This window comes from Stenotrophomonas sp. YJH_SMC_29 (assembly GCF_059371235.1).
In genome coordinates this window covers 246,333-263,075 of the sequence record NZ_JCAFUK010000002.1, presented here as the reverse complement: position 1 = coordinate 263,075, position 16,743 = coordinate 246,333, and the positions used below count along the sequence as shown (strand labels likewise).

At 67.6% G+C, this 16,743-nt stretch carries 11 protein-coding genes; 6 read left to right on the top strand and 5 right to left on the bottom strand.

The window, feature by feature from the left end; translation table 11 throughout:
- Positions 1-97 precede the first annotated feature (97 nt).
- The gene (locus tag AC5P9I_RS04315) at positions 98-1,963 is read right to left on the bottom strand and encodes an ABC-F family ATP-binding cassette domain-containing protein (RefSeq protein ID WP_032958937.1); all 1,866 of its coding nucleotides are present in this window, start codon (positions 1,961-1,963) and stop codon (positions 98-100) included.
- Positions 1,964-2,297: 334 nt separating this feature from the next.
- On the opposite strand from AC5P9I_RS04315, the gene AC5P9I_RS04310 reads away from it, so the two are divergent.
- Positions 2,298-4,685, top strand: coding sequence for a TonB-dependent receptor plug domain-containing protein (locus AC5P9I_RS04310; RefSeq protein ID WP_049467960.1), 2,388 nt, complete (start codon positions 2,298-2,300; stop codon positions 4,683-4,685).
- 200 nt (positions 4,686-4,885) lie between these two features.
- Positions 4,886-6,583: a YbaL family putative K(+) efflux transporter gene (ybaL, locus tag AC5P9I_RS04305; RefSeq protein WP_049467962.1), complete on the top strand. Its 1,698-nt coding sequence runs from the start codon at positions 4,886-4,888 to the stop codon at positions 6,581-6,583.
- Between the two features lie 411 nt (positions 6,584-6,994).
- Here the strand turns inward: ybaL and AC5P9I_RS04300 are convergent, their stop codons facing one another.
- Complete coding sequence (locus tag AC5P9I_RS04300; protein ID WP_130767801.1) at positions 6,995-8,281, bottom strand: O-acetylhomoserine aminocarboxypropyltransferase/cysteine synthase family protein; 1,287 nt, start codon at positions 8,279-8,281, stop codon at positions 6,995-6,997.
- 180 nt (positions 8,282-8,461) lie between these two features.
- On the opposite strand from AC5P9I_RS04300, the gene AC5P9I_RS04295 reads away from it, so the two are divergent.
- The 3 genes from AC5P9I_RS04295 (at position 8,462) to AC5P9I_RS04285 (ending at position 11,426) form a co-directional block, all read left to right on the top strand.
- Entirely contained in the window at positions 8,462-9,199 is a 738-nt protein-coding gene (locus AC5P9I_RS04295; RefSeq protein WP_049467562.1) for a winged helix-turn-helix domain-containing protein, read from the top strand.
- Positions 9,196-10,485 (top strand): ATP-binding protein, encoded by a 1,290-nt coding sequence (locus tag AC5P9I_RS04290; protein WP_130767800.1) that lies wholly within the window; start codon positions 9,196-9,198, stop codon positions 10,483-10,485. Before AC5P9I_RS04295 ends, AC5P9I_RS04290 begins: the two co-directional genes overlap by 4 nt.
- A gap of 140 nt (positions 10,486-10,625) precedes the next feature.
- A complete protein-coding gene (locus AC5P9I_RS04285) occupies positions 10,626-11,426 on the top strand; it encodes a MipA/OmpV family protein (protein WP_049467567.1) in 801 nt (266 codons plus the stop codon).
- Between the two features lie 39 nt (positions 11,427-11,465).
- Here AC5P9I_RS04285 and AC5P9I_RS04280 read toward each other — a convergent pair whose 3' ends face one another.
- From AC5P9I_RS04280 to AC5P9I_RS04270, 3 genes are all read right to left on the bottom strand, one after another.
- A complete protein-coding gene (locus AC5P9I_RS04280; RefSeq protein ID WP_210240849.1) occupies positions 11,466-12,011 on the bottom strand; it encodes a hypothetical protein in 546 nt (181 codons plus the stop codon).
- 93 nt (positions 12,012-12,104) lie between these two features.
- Positions 12,105-14,690 carry an ATP-dependent chaperone ClpB gene (gene clpB / locus AC5P9I_RS04275; RefSeq protein ID WP_012481080.1) on the bottom strand — a complete coding sequence of 862 codons (2,586 nt, stop codon included), beginning with the start codon at positions 14,688-14,690 and terminating at the stop codon, positions 12,105-12,107.
- Between the two features lie 181 nt (positions 14,691-14,871).
- Positions 14,872-15,693: a DUF3014 domain-containing protein gene (locus AC5P9I_RS04270; RefSeq protein WP_049467570.1), complete on the bottom strand. Its 822-nt coding sequence runs from the start codon at positions 15,691-15,693 to the stop codon at positions 14,872-14,874.
- A 168-nt stretch (positions 15,694-15,861) separates the two neighbouring features.
- On the opposite strand from AC5P9I_RS04270, the gene AC5P9I_RS04265 reads away from it, so the two are divergent.
- Entirely contained in the window at positions 15,862-16,572 is a 711-nt protein-coding gene (locus AC5P9I_RS04265; RefSeq protein WP_049467572.1) for a glutathione S-transferase, read from the top strand.
- Positions 16,573-16,743 lie beyond the last annotated feature (171 nt).

The following is a 16,743-nucleotide window of genomic DNA, read 5'->3' as shown; positions in this document are numbered from 1 at the left end:
CGGCCGGCACTACCGATCAGAAAGAAACGGGGACGGAGGGGATTAAGTCGTTTGTGGCACAAACGACTTAATCCCCTCCGTCCCCTTTTTTGCGTGCTCAGGACTCCAGCAGCTCCATCCACGCTGCCTCAGCTTTTTCCAGCTGCGCCGCGGTGGTTTCGCGGTCACGTCCGATCACCGCCATGCGGGTCGCATCGGCGTAGTTGGCCGGATCGGCCAGCTGGCGGTCGAGCTCGGCCAGCGCGCTCTCCAGTTCGGCCACCTTGGCCTCGGCAGCGGCCAGCTTGTGCGGGTTCACCGGCTTCTTCTGCACCACCTGCGCCACCGGTGCGGTCTTGACCACCACCGGCTCTTCCACCTGCTCCATGCGCGCCTTGGTGCCCTGCGCCTGCGGGCGGGTGCGCAGCCACGCGGCGTACGCGTCCAGGTCGCCATCGAACGGTTCGACCACACCATCGGCCACGCGCCAATAGGTATCGCAGACCAGGCCGATCAGGTGGCGGTCATGCGAGACCATCACGATCGCGCCTTCGAAGGTGGCCAGCGCTTCGGCCAGTGCTTCGCGCATTTCCAGGTCAAGGTGGTTGGTCGGTTCGTCCAGCAGCAGCACGTTCGGCTGCTGCCAGGCGATCAGCGCCAGCGCCAGGCGCGCGCGCTCGCCACCGGAGAAGCCATCAACCGGCTCGAATGCACGATCGCCCGGGAAGTTCCACTTGCCGAGGAAATCGCGGAAGGACTGGTTCGGTGCGTCCGGGGCGATCTCGCGGAAGTGCTCCATCGGCGATTGGCCTTCGTGCAGCGATTCCACGGTGTGCTGGGCGAAGTAGCCGATCTTCAGGTCCGGGTGCGCCATGCGCTCGCCGACGATCGGTGCAAGTTCGCCCACCAGGGTCTTCACCAGGGTGGTCTTGCCCGCACCGTTCGGCCCGAGCAGGCCGATGCGCTGTCCCGCTTCCAGGCCGAAGCCGACGTTGTGCAGGATCACCGCGTCCTTGCCGTAACCGGCCTCGACGTGGTTCAGGCGGATCAGCGAGAACGGCAGCTTGGCCGGCGGCGCGAACTCGATGCGGAACTCGCGCTCGGCGCGCACCGCTTCGGTGCCGGCCAGCTTGGCCAGGCGCTTCATGCGGCTCTGCGCCTGCGCGGCCTTGCTGGCCTGCGCCTTGAAACGGTCGATGAAGCTCTGCAGGTGGGCGCGCTCGGCCTGTTCCTTCTCGTGCGCGATCTGCTGCTGGCGCAGCTGTTCGGCGCGCTGGCGCTCGAAATCGGTGTAGCCGCCCGGGTAGAGCTTGGCGCCGCCGCCGTGCAGGTGCAGGGTGTGGGTGGCCACGTTGTCGAGGAACTCGCGGTCATGCGAGATCAGCAGCAGGGTGCCCGGGTACTTCAGCAGCCACTGTTCCAGCCAGTACACCGCGTCCAGATCCAGGTGGTTGGTCGGTTCGTCGAGCAGCAGCAGGTCGCTGGGCATCATCAGCGCGCGGGCCAGGTTCAGGCGCACGCGCCAGCCGCCGGAGAACGAGGACACCGCACGGTGGTGCGTCTCGGCGGGGAAGCCGAGGCCGTGCAGCAGCTTGCCGGCACGCGCTTCGGCGTCGTAGGCCCCCATCTCGGCCATCTTGGTGTGCGCGTTGGCCACCGCCTCCCAGTCTTCGCGGGCGGTCGCCTCGGCCTCTTCGGCCAGCACCGCGGCCACCTCGGTATCGCCGCCCAGCACGAAGCTCAGCGCCGGATCCGGCAGCGACGGGGTTTCCTGGGCCACGCTGGCGATGCGCACCTTGCCGGGCAGGTCGACATCCCCCTTGTCGGCCTCCAGCTCGCCCTTCACCGCCGCGAACAGGCTGGACTTGCCAGCACCGTTGCGGCCGACCACACCTACCCGGTAACCGGCGTGCAGGGTCAGGTCGACATTGGACAACAGCAGCCGCTCGCCGCGGCGCAAGGCGAAATTACGAAGGGAGATCATCGGGGGAGGGGTCCATATAACCGAATGGAATGTGCTGGTGAGCACTGTTCCTGCGACGCAATTCTAGCGTTAACGAATACTTGACGCGTCCCGGGATGCGCAGTGGCCGACGTTCCTCTCTCCCACGTCCCCGCCGCGCGCGTCCCGGGGTCCCTTCCTGCCAGCGCTGATCCGGGCTAAATGGTTGCTGCTGCAACGTTTTTTCTGACGCCTGGCATTTGACAGGCACTGAATATCCCGTTAATTGCTGTATTGCGCACCGCAACAACCGCCGTCCGCCTCACGCTCGTGATGTCGATTCCGGTGCCGCCCCCGCCAACCGGAGCCCATCCCGATGACCCGCAAGACCCGCCTGATCGCCGCCGCCGTCGCTGTCGCACTCGGTGGCTCTCCGTTCGTCGCCGCTGCACAGCAGGCCGGCACCGCTGCCAACACCCTGGACACGGTGATCGTCACCGGCACCCGCGTGGCCGACCGTACGGTCGCCGAATCGCAGTCGCCGATCGACATCATCACCCCCGAAGTGCTGCAGTCCACCGGTACCAGTGAACTGGCCACCGCACTGTCGCGCGCCCTGCCCTCGCTGAACTTCCCGCGCCCGGCGCTGACCGACGGCACCAGCGGCGTGCGCCCGGCGCAGCTGCGCGGCCTGTCGCCGGACCAGGTGCTGGTGCTGGTCAACGGCAAGCGCCGCCACACCTCGGCGCTGATCAACGTCAACGGCAGCATCGGCCGTGGCTCGTCGGCGGTGGACATCAACGCGATCCCGATCGCCGCGATCGAGCGCGTGGAAGTGCTGCGCGACGGTGCCTCGGCACAGTACGGCTCGGACGCCATCGCCGGCGTCATCAACATCGTGCTCAAGGGCAGCGGCAGTGGCGGCAGCCTGGCAGTGGACTACGGCCAGTACTCGGCCGGCGACGGCAACAAGTACCAGCTGTCCGGCGACACCGGCGTCGAGTTCGGCAACGGCCGCGGCCGCGTGCACGTGGCCGGCCAGATCAGCCAGCAGGACGAGAGCAACCGCGCCGGCCCGTACCGCGGCACCACGCCGAACACCGGCAACTTCCCCAGCATCGGCCAGAAGACCTTCATCGTCGGCGACCCGCGCGTGGATGCCACCGCGGCCTCGGCCAACGCCAGCTTCGACTTCAGCGACCACGTGACCGGCTACGCCAGCGCGCTGCTCAGCAACCGCGACATCACCTCGTTCGCCTTCTACCGTTCGCGCAACCACAGCGGGCAGAGCGCGCTGCTGGCGCAGACCTACCCGGACGGCTACGTGCCGGAGATCAACCAGTATTCCAAGGACCGCTCGCTGGTGGCCGGGGTCAAGGGCAACACCGACAACGGCTGGACCTGGGACCTGAGCCTGAACCACGGCGAGAACACCCTGGACTTCCACACCCGCAACAGCATCAACTACAGCCTCGGTGCGACCAGCCCGCGCTCGTTCTACGACGGCACGCTGAAGTACCAGCAGGACATCTTCAATGCCGATCTGACCAAGTCGCTGGACTGGGGCCTGGCCTACCCGGTCACGCTGTCCTTCGGCGGCGAGTACCGCAAGGAGAAGTGGGACCAGAACCCGGGCGAACTGAACTCGTACACCGGCAGCGGCGCGCAGGGCTTCGCGGGCTTCACCCCGACCAATGAAGTGCATGCCGACCGCCACAACTACGCGGTTTACGCCGGCCTGGAAGCGGACCTGACCGAGAAGTTCTCGGCCGGCATCACCGGCCGCTACGAGGACTACTCGGACTTCGGCGACCGCTTCTCGGGCAAGCTGTCGGCGCGCTACGCGTTCACCGACAAGGTGGCGCTGCGGGCCACCGCCTCCAGTGGCTTCCGCGCGCCCTCGCTGGCCCAGCAGGGCTACCAGGCGGTGACCAGCCAGTTCCTCAATGGCGTATTCGTCGAGCGCGGCACCTTCCCGACCACCAGCCAGGCCGCGCAGGCGCTGGGCGCCTCGCCGCTGAAGGCCGAGACCTCCACCTCGTACAGCCTGGGCCTGGTGCTGCAGCCGGTCGATCGCCTGTACATCACCGTCGATGCCTACCAGATCGACATTGACGACCGCATCGCGTTGTCGTCCAGCATCACCACCAACGCGGCCACCAGCGCGCTGCTGGGCACCCTGGGCCTGCCGCAGGTGACCGCGTTCTCCTACTTCACCAACGGCCTGGATACGCGCACCCGTGGCGTCGACTTCGTCTCCAGCTACACCGTACCGTTCACCGCCAGCAGCCTGGAGCTGACCGCGGCCTACAGCTACAACGACACCGAAGTGCGCCGTGTCGGCGGCACCCCGGCGGTATTCGGCACCCTAGGCCTGACCCAGTCGCTGATCGGCCGTGATGAGATCGGTCGCATCGAGGACAGCTACCCGCGCGACAAGGCGATCCTGAGCGGCACCTGGCGTTCGGACCACTGGGAGCTGGGCCTGGCCGCCACCCGCTACGGCAAATTCACCGTGCGCAACTCGGCCACCGCGCTGCGTGACCAGACCTACGGCGACGCCTGGGTGGTGGATGCCTCGGCCAGCTACAAGCCGAGCAGCAACTGGACCCTCACCGTGGGCGCCGACAACCTGCTCGACAAGTACCCGGACCGCACCGAAGACCTGCAGAACTCCACCTTCGGCATGCTGCCGTACAGCAACTACTCGCCGTTCGGCTTCAACGGCGCGTATGTGTACGGACGGATCAAGTACACCTGGTAAGGGGTACTGCCGGCCGCTGGCCGGCATAACCCGGGCCGCGCCTGGAGGAGAGCCCCTTCTTGTTGAAGCGGCGCGCCGAAGGCGTGGGTTGAAGAGGAATGCGTGGGCAAATCCGCCGGCCACGGCACGTGGCCGGCGGATTTGCCGTATCTGGCCTCATCGGTGAAAATCGGGATACCCCCGATTGCCTGCGAGTGCCGATGCACCATGACACCGACCTGATCAACATCGTTGCCGTTGGCCTGGGGCTCGCCTTCATCTTCGGCGCGCTGGCCAACAAGCTCCGCTTGTCTCCCCTGGTCGGTTACCTGGTTGCTGGCATCTGCGTAGGCCCGTTCACCCCCGGCTTCGTCGCCGACCAGGCACTGGCCAACCAGCTGGCCGAACTGGGCGTGATGCTGCTGATGTTCGGCGTCGGCCTGCACTTCTCGTTGAAGGACCTGATGGCGGTCAAGGCGATCGCCATCCCCGGCGCCATCGGCCAGATCGCGGTCGCCACCCTGCTCGGCTGGGGCGTGGCCTCGCTGATGGGCTGGCCGGCCATCCATGGCGTCATCTTTGGTTTCTCGCTGGCCACCGCCAGTACCGTGGTGCTGCTGCGGGCAATGGAGGAACGCCGCCTGCTGGAAACCATGCGCGGCAAGATCGCGGTCGGCTGGCTGATCGTGGAAGACCTGGCCTGCGTGCTGGCGCTGGTGATGATGCCGGTAATGGCCGGCGTGTTCGGTCCGGACGCGTCCAAGGAATCGCACTCGCTGGGCAGCGTGCTGGCCGACATCGGCTGGACCTTCGTGCAGCTGGGCCTGTTCGTGGCGGTGATGCTGGTGGTCGGCCGGCGGGTCATCCCGTGGATCCTCGAGCGCATCGCCGGCACCGGTTCGCGTGAGCTGTTCACCCTGTCCGTGCTGGCGATCGCGCTGGGCGTGGCGTTCGGCTCGGCGATGCTGTTCGGCGTCTCGTTCGCGCTGGGCGCGTTCTTCGCCGGCATGCTGCTCAACGAATCGGAGCTGAGCCACAAGGCCGCGCATGATTCGCTGCCACTGCGCGATGCGTTCGCGGTGCTGTTCTTTGTCTCGGTCGGGATGCTGTTCGACCCCAACATCCTCGTCCAGCATCCGTGGCAGGTGCTGGCCACCGTCGCCATCATCATGTTCGGCAAGTCGGCGGCGGCGTTCTTCATCGTGCGTGCCTTCGGCCACCCGACCAGCACTGCGCTGACCATCTCGGCCAGCCTGGCGCAGATCGGCGAGTTCGCCTTCATCATCGCCGGCCTCGGCGTGGCCCTGCAGATCCTGCCGAAGGAAGGCCAGTCGCTGGTGCTGGCCGGTGCGCTGGTGTCGATCATGCTCAACCCGCTGGTGTTCGGCCTGCTGGACCGTTGGCAGGCCAAGCAGGAGCAGTCGCCGCAGGCGCCCGAGCCGCCCGAAGCGATCGGCCCGTCGCGCGACCTGCATGACCACGCCATCGTGATCGGCTATGGCCGGGTCGGCAGCGAACTGGCGCAGGTGCTGCGCGACCGTGGCGTGCCGGTGCTGGTGATCGACGACAACAAGGAACACGTCGAGGAAGCCCACGCCAAGGGCCTGGCGGCGATCCGCGGCAGTGCGGCGGCCGACCGGGTGCTGGCCGAGGCGCATCCGGAGCGGGCCAAGATCGCGGTGCTGGCGATTCCGCAGCCGCTGGAAGCCGGTGAAGCACTGGCCAAGCTGCGGGCGATCAATCCGGACCTGACGCTGCTGGCGCGTGCGCACAGCGATGCCGAGGTGAAGCATCTGCTGGAACATGGTGCCGATGGCACGGTGATGGCCGAGCGCGAGCTGGCCTATTCGCTGGCGGAGATGATCATGTCGACGCCGCCGTACCGGAACCTGGGGCAGCACAGCATCCCGGTGGTGTGAGGGGTCTGCGGCAGGGCTTGCAGCCCTGCACCGGCTGAATCAACTTCAACGGCAACGGCAGAAGCAAAAGCTGGCATCCCGTGGAATGGCGGGATGGGTCCAGTTGCAGGAGACGCCGTAAACCCTTCCATGGGGGCTTGGCCGCGGCATCCATGCCGCGGACACTCCCGCAACCGGACCCACCCCGCCTTCGACGGTTTTCCGCGATCTATCGGAAATACTCCTGGGGTCAGATCCGTTTTCCGCAGGAAAACGGATCTGACCCCGGAAACAAAAAGATCCCCGGTCGACCCGCATCGACCGGGGATCTGGATCGCCACGTTGCCACTGCCTTGGAGAGGCAGTTCCACCGTAACGCATCGCTCGGCCCGTGGTGATCGCCTGTGGCGATGACGACCAAGCACGTGGCTATCAGGCGCCGGCCAGGGCCTGTTCCAGGTCGGCGCGCAGGTCGCCGATGTGCTCGATGCCGATGGATAGGCGCACGGTGTCCTCGCTGACCCCGGCCCTGGCCAGTTCGGCGGCATCCAGTTGGCGATGCGTGGTCGAGGCCGGGTGGGTCGCCAGCGACTTCGCATCCCCCAGGTTGACCAGGCGGGTGAACAGCTTCAGCGCATCGAGGAAGCGTGCGCCGGCTTCACGGCCACCGGGCAGGCCGAAGGTCAGCACGCCCGACCCATGCCCGCGCAGGTAGCGCTGCGCGGCGGCATGCTCGGGATCGTCAGGTAATCCCGCATAGCGCACCCAGGCCACCTTGGCGTGCGCCTTGAGGAACTGCGCCACAGCCAGCGCATTGGCGTTGATGCGTTCCATGCGCAGGGCCAGGGTCTCGATGCCCTGCAGGAGCAGGAACGCATTGAACGGCGACAGCGCTGCGCCGGTATTGCGCAATGGCACCACCCGCGCGCGGCCGATGTAGGCCGCCGGCCCCAACGCTTCGGTATAGACCACGCCGTGGTAACTGGGGTCGGGCTGGTTGAGCCGCGCGAAGCGCGTGGGTTGTGCCGCCCAATCGAAGCGGCCGGAATCGATGATCGCCCCGCCCAGGCTGTTGCCGTGCCCGCCCAGGTACTTGGTCAGCGAGTGCACCACGATGTCGGCGCCGTGCTCGAACGGGCGCAGCAGGAAGGGCGTAGCCACCGTGTTGTCGACGATCAGCGGCACCCCGGCGGCATGCGCGACCTCGGCGATGGCGGCGATGTCGGTGACATTGCCGCGCGGGTTGCCGATGGATTCGACGAACACCGCCTTGGTGCGTTCGTCGATCAGCGCGGCGAACGCGGCCGGGTCGGCCGGGTCGGCGAAGCGCGCCTGGATGCCGTACTGCGGCAGCGTGTGCGCCAGCAGATTGAGGCTGCCACCATAGAGCGCACTGGAGGCGACGATGGTGTCACCGGCTTCGGCGATGGTCTGGATGGCGTAGGTGATCGCGGCCTGCCCCGAGGCCAGCGCCAGCGCGCCGATGCCGCCTTCCAACGCGGCCAGGCGCTGTTCCAGCACGTCGGTGGTGGGGTTCATGATGCGGGTGTAGATGTTGCCGGGCACCTTCAGGTCGAACAGGTCGGCGCCGTGCTGGGTGTCGTCGAACGCATACGCCACGGTCTGGTAGATCGGCACGGCCACCGCGCGGGTGGTCGGGTCGGGACGGTAGCCGCCGTGCACGGCCAGGGTTTCCAGTTGCCACTGCGGGTCGCTCATCGGGCCAGGCTCCATCCGGGGAAACGGCCACCATAGGCCAGCCGCGGGCCGCCGCTGAAAGCCACTGGCGATGACGGCCGTACCCACGGTTATCAGGTTGGTCGCGATTCAGGCAGTCGTCATGGACCGTTGCTAGGCTTCGCCGCCGGGCGCTCCTGCCCGGGCACGGAGGCCCCTCGCATGCAGCCATCTTCCTGGACCCCTGCGCCCAGCCACTCACCCACCTCGGTGCTGCTGGTGGAGGACGACCGCCGCCTGGCCGAACTGGTCAGCGATTACCTCCACGAACATGGCTTTGCCGTGCGGCATGTGGCCCGCGGTGACCTTGCGGGCGCGGCCTGCCGCCAGCACGTGCCGGAGCTGGTGGTGCTGGACCTGATGCTGCCCGGCCTGGGCGGCATCGATGTGTGCCGGCAGATCCGCAGCTTTTCCGATGTGCCGATCCTGATGCTGACCGCCTGCGAGGACGACATCGAACAGGTGCTGGGCCTGGAGTCGGGTGCCGATGACTATGTGCACAAGCCGATCGAGCCGCGCCTGCTGCTGGCCCGCCTGCGCGCCCTGCTGCGCCGCCGCCATGGCAGCAGCACCACCGGCACGCCCAGCCGGCTGATGCACGGGCAACTGCTGATCGATCGCATGCAGCGCGAAGTGCACCTGCACGGCGCGGCGGTGGACGTGGGCACCACCGAATTCGAGATTCTGTGGCTGCTGGCCAGCCAGCCCGGACAGATCCTGTCGCGTGACCAGATCCTGCAGGCGGTGCGCGGGATAGGCTTCGACGGCCTGGACCGCAGCGTGGACGTCTGCATCGGCAAGCTGCGCCGCAAACTCGGTGACGACGCACGCGAACCGCGGCGCATCAAGACCGTGTGGGGACGCGGCTACCAGTTCAATCCTGCGGCCTGGTCGGAATGAAGCGGCTGTTCCTGTGGCTGTGGTTCGTCACCGGTGCCTGCTTCCTGGCCTCGGTGTTCTTCCTCAACCACATCCTGGATGGCATCTACACGCCCGTGCAGGATCGCGTTTTCGTCCAGCAGGTGCGCGGGCAGGTGTACGCCCTGCGCAGCGGCCTTGCGGGCCTGGACGCGGGCCAGCAGCGTGAGCGCCTGCGGCAGTGGCAACCCCACTACGGCATTGCCTTGACCCTGCTCGACGGTCCTCCCGCGCTCGATCGGCAGGAACAGGCGGCCGTGCAGGCCGATGGCTTCATCGTGCGCGATCAGTACCAGCAGGTCCTGCTGCCCATCGAGGGGGTCGATGGTCGCTGGCTGCACCTGCGCCTGCCTGGGGCCGTGCAGATGACCACGTACATGACCCTCGCCGCCTACCTCAGCATCCTGCTGCTGGTGGGCGCCAGCCTGTCTGCCTGGGTACGCCTGCTCTGGCGCGATCTCGAAGCGTTGCGCCTGCATGCCGACCGCATCGGCGCCGGTGATCTGCAGGCACGCGCACAGGTCTCGCCGCGCTCGCAGATCCGCGTCATCGTCGACCATTCCAACCGCATGGCCGCGCGCGTGGCCGAACTGGTGCAGCGCCAGCGCGATCTCACGCATGCCATTTCGCACGAACTGCGCACGCCCATCGCGCGCGTGGCCTTCGGCCTGGACCTGATGCAGGACAGCGATGATCGCGAACGCCGCGCGCGACTGGCGGAGGGACTGCATGGCGACCTGGCCGAACTCAACCGGCTGGTCAGCGAACTGCTGGCCTACGAACAGCTGGAGCATCCCAGCGAAGGCGAGCCGATGCAGCGCATCGAAGCCGATGACTGGCTGCAGGCCTGCCTGGCCGATGCGCGCCGTGATGCGGAACGCGCCGGCCTGGTGCTGCGCGTGCAGCCCAGTGCGTTGCCACGGGTGGATGCCGAGCCACGCCTGCTGCAGCTGGCGCTGAGCAACCTCGTCGGCAATGCGCTGCGCCACGCGCGCTCGCAGGTGGAAGTGTCGCTGGTCGGTGTGGGCGGACGCGCCTGCCTGCGCGTGGACGACGATGGCCCCGGCATCGCTGAGGCCGACCGTGAGAAGGTGGTCCGCCCGTTCACCCGCCTGGATGACAGCCGCAGCCGTGATACCGGCGGCTTCGGCCTGGGCCTGGCGATCGTCGGCCGCATCGCCGCGCGCCACCACGGCGAGCTGCGCATCGGCCGCGCCACCCTTGGCGGCGCACGCCTGGAAATGCACTGGCCGCTGGCTGCCAGCTGAACGCCCACGGGCGCGCTTACAGTTGGTTACAACTCCCGCACAACTGCGGACGGATCGGTCGCCGGCGTATCGCCACGCTGGCAACCCTGCAGCGCGCGCCGGATGCGCGTGCTGCTTTCCTCCCATTGTCGAGAGTTACCATGTCCCCGCTTCGCCGTTCCCCTGCCCTGCTCTGCCTGGCCCTGCTGCCGGTGTTCGCCGCCCCGATCGCTTACGCCAAGGATGACCACTGGACCTTCGAGCTCGCCGCCGGGGGCGGCGTGGCACCACGCTACAGCGGCAGTGAGGAGTATCGTGCAACGCCCTCGCTGTCGTTCGATGCCACCGCGCCGGGGGGCTGGTTTCTGGGCACCAGTGGCATCGGCTGGGGCACCTCCCTCGGCGAGCACACCCGCGTGCGGGCCTATGTGGGTGCCAGTGGTATCCGCAAGGACAAGGACTCGTTGCTTGGCGGTTCCGACTTCCTGCGCGGCATGGGTGATATCGATGCCCGTCCCCTGGTCGGCGTCTCGGCGGGTTATACGCTGGGCGAAGCCGTGCTGAGCGGCTCCTGGCAGTTCACCCGCAAGGATGAGGACAAGGCCGAGAATGGCCTGGCCACCCAGCAGATCCATCTGAACCTGACCCTGCCGCTGTTCGACCTGGCCGGCGGCGTGGTCAGCGGCAGCGTCTCCACCGACTACGGCAACCGCGGTTACCTGCAGACCTGGTACGGCGTCAGTCCGGCACAGGCGGCGCGCACCGGCTTTGCCGAACACACGCCGAAGGCCGGCCTGGTCAGCGCCGGTGTCGGCCTGAAGTGGAGCCACCGCGTCGGCCGCAATGGCAACTGGTACGTCTCGGCCGAAGGCACGCGCCTGCTCGGCGATGCGGCCGACAGCCCGATCGTGCAGAAGGCAAACCAGTTCGGGCTGATGAGCGGTTACACCCACCGCTTCTGATGCATGAAGGGCGCCGCTGGGCGCCCTTTCTTTCTGCGGTCAGCGGCAGGCCGGCGCGTCGCCGCTGCCGCACAACCCGACCTCGCGCAGCCAGCCGATCCACTGCACGACGTCCTCCTTCTCCGGCTCGGAGCGGAACGACTTCTGCACGGTGTGGAAGCCCTGCCTGCCCTGCATGCCCTTGATCCAGGTGAACTCGGGCTTGCCTGTCCCCGGATTCTGCGGGCAGCCGAGCATCAGCAGGGCGAAGGGCCGTCCCCCTTCTTCACCTTCGCGGATCCAGTGGCTCTGCGCCGCCGGACAGGCGATGCGCCACCCCGCCTCGATGATGCCGAGGAACTCACGGGGACTCACATGGCCACTGTTCGGCGCATCGTTGACGGTGACCATGTCGGTCCAGTCGTGCACGGTCTGGCCCTGTGGCACGTACTCGGTGATGCGGTTGCCTTGCGCGTCGGTGCTCTGGTGGGCCTGCTGGTAGCCCTTCATCGGCGGCAGCTGGACCTGTTCGGCGGCCGCAGCGTGTCCACAAACAGCAGCCAACGCCAGCGTCATGCAGAGTGAAGCCCTGCGGGCAACGTCCATGCGGTTCTCCTCATCCTTGCGAAAGTGAAACAGGACCGTCGTGCGCTGCCAAGGCTCGGATGGCGCCCCAGCCATGGCCGGGGCGCCACCGGTTCAAGCCTTGGCGAAGACCAGGCGACCACCGTCGTTGCCGACTTCGATGGTATCGCCGTTGACGAAGGCGCCGGACAGGATCTGCTGCGCCAGCGGGTTTTCCAGCTGCGACTGGATCGCACGCTTCAACGGGCGCGCGCCGTACACCGGATCGAAGCCGACGTTGCCAAGCAGGTCGAACGCCGCATCGGAGACCGCCAGCTTCAGCCCGCGCTCGGCCAGGCGCTTCTCCAGCCCGCGCATCTGGATGCGCGCGATCTGCTTGATCTGCTGCTTGTCCAGCGGGTGGAACACCACGATGTCGTCCAGGCGGTTGATGAACTCCGGACGGAAGTGCGCCTGCACCACGCCCATCACCGCTGCCTTCATCTGCGTGTAGGCCTCCGGACTGTCGTCGGCGCTCATGTCCTGGATCTGGTGCGAGCCCAGGTTCGAGGTCATCACGATGACGGTGTTGCGGAAGTCCACGGTGCGGCCCTGGCCATCGGTCAGGCGGCCATCGTCCAGCACCTGCAGCAGGATGTTGAACACATCCGGATGCGCCTTCTCCACTTCGTCGAGCAGGATCAGCGAGTACGGGCGACGACGCACCGCCTCGGTCAGGTAGCCGCCTTCCTCGTAGCCGACATAGCCCGGGGGCGCACCGATCAAGCGGGCGACGCTGTGCTTCTCCATGAACTCGCTCATGTCGATGCGGATCATCGCGTCGGCGCTGTCGAACAGGAACTCGGCCAGCGACTTGCACAGCTCGGTCTTGCCGACGCCGGTCGGGCCAAGGAACAGGAACGAGCCGGCCGGGCGATTCGGATCGGACAGGCCTGCACGCGAGCGGCGCACCGCATCGGAGACGACCTTGATCGCTTCCTCCTGGCCGACCACGCGGTTGTGCAGCACCTCTTCCATGCGCAGCAGCTTGTCGCGCTCGCCTTCGAGCATCTTGTTGACCGGAATGCCGGTCCAGCGCGATACGACCTCGGCGATCTCCTCGTCGGTCACGCGATCCTGCACCAGCTTGAAGTCCTTGTGCTCGGCTTCCTGGGCCGCGGCCAGCTGCTTTTCCAGCTGCGGCAACAGGCCGTACTGGATCTCGCTCATCTTGGCGAAATCCTGGCGGCGCTGCGCGGCCTCCAGCTCCAGCTTGGCCTGCTCGACCTGTTCCTTGATCTTGGTGGCGCCCTGCAGCGCGGCCTTCTCCGACTTCCAGATTTCATTGAGGTCGGAGAACTCGCGCTCCAGCCCGTCGATGTCGTTTTCCAGGTCGGCCAGGCGCTGCCGCGAGGCCTCGTCCTTCTCCTTCTTCAGCATCTCGCGCTGGATCTTCAACTGGATCACCCGGCGCTCCAGCCGATCCAGCTCCTCCGGCTTGGAGTCGATCTCCATGCGCAGGCGCGAGGCAGCCTCGTCCATCAGGTCGATGGCCTTGTCCGGCAGCTGGCGGTCGGTGATGTAGCGGTTGGACAGCGTGGCGGCGGCCACGATGGCCGGGTCGGTGATCTCCACCCCGTGGTGCACGGCGTACTTTTCCTTCAGCCCGCGCAGGATCGCGATGGTGTCCTCCACCGACGGCTCACCGACGAAGACCTTCTGGAAGCGGCGCTCCAGCGCAGCGTCCTTCTCGATGTACTTGCGGTATTCGTCCAGCGTGGTCGCACCGATGCAGTGCAGCTCGCCGCGTGCCAGTGCCGGCTTCAGCATGTTGCCGGCATCCATCGCGCCGTCGGCCTTGCCCGCGCCGACCATGGTGTGCAGCTCATCGATGAACAGGATGATCTGGCCTTCGTTCTTGGCCAGGTCGTTGAGCACACCCTTCAGGCGCTCCTCGAATTCGCCGCGGAACTTGGCCCCGGCAATCAGCGCGCCCATGTCCAGCGACAGCACGCGCTTGCCGCGCAGGCCTTCGGGTACTTCGTCGTTGATGATGCGCTGGGCCAGCCCTTCCACGATCGCGGTCTTGCCCACGCCCGGCTCGCCGATCAGCACCGGGTTGTTCTTGGTCCGGCGCTGCAGCACCTGGATGGTGCGGCGGATTTCCTCGTCACGGCCGATCACCGGGTCGAGCTTGCCGCTCTCGGCACGCGCGGTCAGGTCGATGGTGTACTTCTCCAGCGCCTGCCGCTGTTCCTCGGCATTCTCCGACTGCACGTTCTCGCCGCCACGCAGCTTGTCGATCGCCGCCTGCAGGCGGGTCTTGTCGGCACCGGCGGCGCGCAGCGCCATGCCCAGCGTGCCGCCGTCGTCCAGCGCCGCCAGCACGAACCACTCGCTGGCAATGAAGGCGTCCCCGTGCTGCTGCGCCAGCTTGTCGGTCTGGTTCAGCAGGCGGCCGAGGTCGTTGCCCATCGAGACGTTGCCGGCCTGGCCGGATACCTTGGGCAGTGCGTCCAGCGCCTCGGTCAGGCGCTCGCGCAGCACCGGCACGTTCACCCCGGCCTGGGCCAGCAGTGGGCGCGTGCTGCCACCCTGCTGGTCCAGCAGCGCGCTGAACAGGTGGACCGGTTCGATGATGCTGTTGTCGCGGCCCACGGCCAACGACTGTGCGTCTGCCAGCGCCTGCTGGAAACGCGAGGTGAGCTTGTCCATCCGCATTGCGAATCCTCATCGGTCATCAGGGCCGGCCTGGGCCGGCAATGCTGGAAAGATGCGGTTGCCCCACCCGGTTTCAAGGGTGGCTGCGACTGCACCCCGGGGCCAGTCAGCCTGCGGCCAGCATGCCGGACCGGGTGTGGTCGGCGCGTTGATCCCGATCAGTCCGGGGCGGCGGACCGGCTCAGCGGGTGATCGCGGTGCGGATCGCCCGCAGCTGCTGCTTGACCGCATGCACCTGGGCTGCGTCCATGCGCAGCAGCGCCTTCTGGCCGACCGAGCGCGACTGCAGGGTGGCATCGACAAAGCGGTAGCGGCCGCGCGCATCGCGCTGCACCGCCGGGGGCTGCGCCAGCTCCGGGGTCTCCAGCAGGTGGTCGATGACTGCTACCAGACGGTCGTTGAAGTAACCCTCGGGCCGGCCCAGGTCGACGTAGGCCTGCTGGATCAGCGGATAGAAGCGCTTGTAGGCGGTGGCCGTTGCCGCCGGGTCGAGCGCGGTGAAGGCCTGCACGTAGGGCGCGTAGCGCGCCGCGTTGCTGGCGGCGATGCGTTCGCCGCCCTCGGCGGGTTCGACCTGCAGGCTGCCCGGCAGCGGTCGCGCGGCCAGCGCGGTCGGCGGCACGCTGGGCGTGTCCAGGTTGTCGAGCTGGGTAACCAGGCGCTGGATCAGGTGGTCGCGCAGCAGCAGGGTCAGTGGCCCCTCGCCCTGGAACAGCTGGCTCAATGCGCCCCAGGCGGCCGCATCGCTGTCGGCCAGCGTCGGCAGCGCCGGGTCAGCCGCGGCCTCGGTATCCAGCGGATGCCTGATCGGCGGTGGTGCCGGCGCGGGCTGCGCGGCCGCCTGCGGTTGTGGCGGCGCGCCGGTACTGGCGGGGGTTGATTGCACGGGTACCGCAACACCGTCTGCCATGTGCTTCAGCTGATCGCGGAACAACCAGCCGCCCGCGCCACCGATCACCACCATACCCAACACCCAGGGCCAGACCGCCTTTCCGCTCTGCATGATGCAGCACCTCGTATCACACGCATGGAAAGGGTGTGACCCCCACGGTTGCAACGGGTTCCCCGCCTGTTCCGCTGCCGTTGGGGTTCGCCTGCACCCGTGTCGCGCTCACGCCTGCTTTGCATGCTTCGCGCGAGGCTGTACGCCTTGCACTGTGGAGGCACCACCATGCAGTACGCGCTGTATTACTGGACCGGCATCCAGGGCCGTGGCGAGTTCGTGCGGCTGGCGCTGGAAGACGCCGGCGCCGACTACATCGACATGGCGCGGGTGCACGGCGATGCAGTGATGCAGTCGTTCCTGGAGGGCCGCAGCGAAGGCGCACAGCCCTTCGCGCCGCCGTTCCTGAAGGCCGGTCGCCAGGTCATCGCGCAGGTCGCCGCGATCCTGGATTTCCTCGGCCCGACGCTGGACCTCGTGCCGCAGGCCGCATCGCGGCGGATGCAGGCGCTGCAACTGCAGCTGACCATCGCGGATCTGGTGGCCGAGGTGCATGACACCCACCATCCGATTGCCGCGTCGAAGTACTACGAAGAGCAGAAGACCGAAGCCAAGGCACGTGCCGCGTCACTACGCAGCGAGCGCCTGCCGAAGTTCCTCGGCTACTTCGAACAGGTGCTGGCCGCCAACGGTGGCCGCCATGCCCTGCGCGAGCATTCGTATGTCGATCTGTCGCTGTTCCAGCTGCTGAGCGGGCTGGACTACATGTTCCCGCGGCTCATGCAGGCGCTCGGCCCTACCGTGCCCCTGCTGCGGGCGTTGCAGGAGCGGGTGGCGAAGCGACCGAACATCGCCGCCTATCTGGCGTCGGAGCGGCGGTTGCCGTTCAACACCAACGGCATCTTCCGCCATTACCCCGAACTGGACGCCGAACGGTAGTGCCGGCCGCTGGCCGGCTGCTGCACCCTCCGCCCGAAGCCCACAGGTAGTGCCGGCCGCTGGCCGGCAGCTGCACCCTCCGCCCGAAGCCCACGGGTAGTGCCGGCCGCTGGCCGGCAGCTGCACCCTCCGCCCGAAGCCCACGGGTAGTGCCGGCCGCTGGCCGGCAGC

Bases quoted from the DNA above. Each gene is read 5' to 3' on its own strand.
- AC5P9I_RS04270 (WP_049467570.1), bottom strand. From the start codon at position 15,693: ATGCAGAGCGGAAAGGCGGTCTGGCCCTGGGTGTTGGGTATGGTGGTG.
- AC5P9I_RS04295 (WP_049467562.1), top strand. From the start codon at position 8,462: ATGCAGCCATCTTCCTGGACCCCTGCGCCCAGCCACTCACCCACCTCG.
- AC5P9I_RS04310 (WP_049467960.1), top strand. From the start codon at position 2,298: ATGACCCGCAAGACCCGCCTGATCGCCGCCGCCGTCGCTGTCGCACTC.
- AC5P9I_RS04280 (WP_210240849.1), bottom strand. From the start codon at position 12,011: ATGGACGTTGCCCGCAGGGCTTCACTCTGCATGACGCTGGCGTTGGCT.
- AC5P9I_RS04285 (WP_049467567.1), top strand. From the start codon at position 10,626: ATGTCCCCGCTTCGCCGTTCCCCTGCCCTGCTCTGCCTGGCCCTGCTG.
- AC5P9I_RS04300 (WP_130767801.1), bottom strand. From the start codon at position 8,281: ATGAGCGACCCGCAGTGGCAACTGGAAACCCTGGCCGTGCACGGCGGC.
- AC5P9I_RS04265 (WP_049467572.1), top strand. From the start codon at position 15,862: ATGCAGTACGCGCTGTATTACTGGACCGGCATCCAGGGCCGTGGCGAG.
- clpB (WP_012481080.1), bottom strand. From the start codon at position 14,690: ATGCGGATGGACAAGCTCACCTCGCGTTTCCAGCAGGCGCTGGCAGAC.
- ybaL (WP_049467962.1), top strand. From the start codon at position 4,886: ATGCACCATGACACCGACCTGATCAACATCGTTGCCGTTGGCCTGGGG.
- AC5P9I_RS04290 (WP_130767800.1), top strand. From the start codon at position 9,196: ATGAAGCGGCTGTTCCTGTGGCTGTGGTTCGTCACCGGTGCCTGCTTC.
- AC5P9I_RS04315 (WP_032958937.1), bottom strand. From the start codon at position 1,963: ATGATCTCCCTTCGTAATTTCGCCTTGCGCCGCGGCGAGCGGCTGCTG.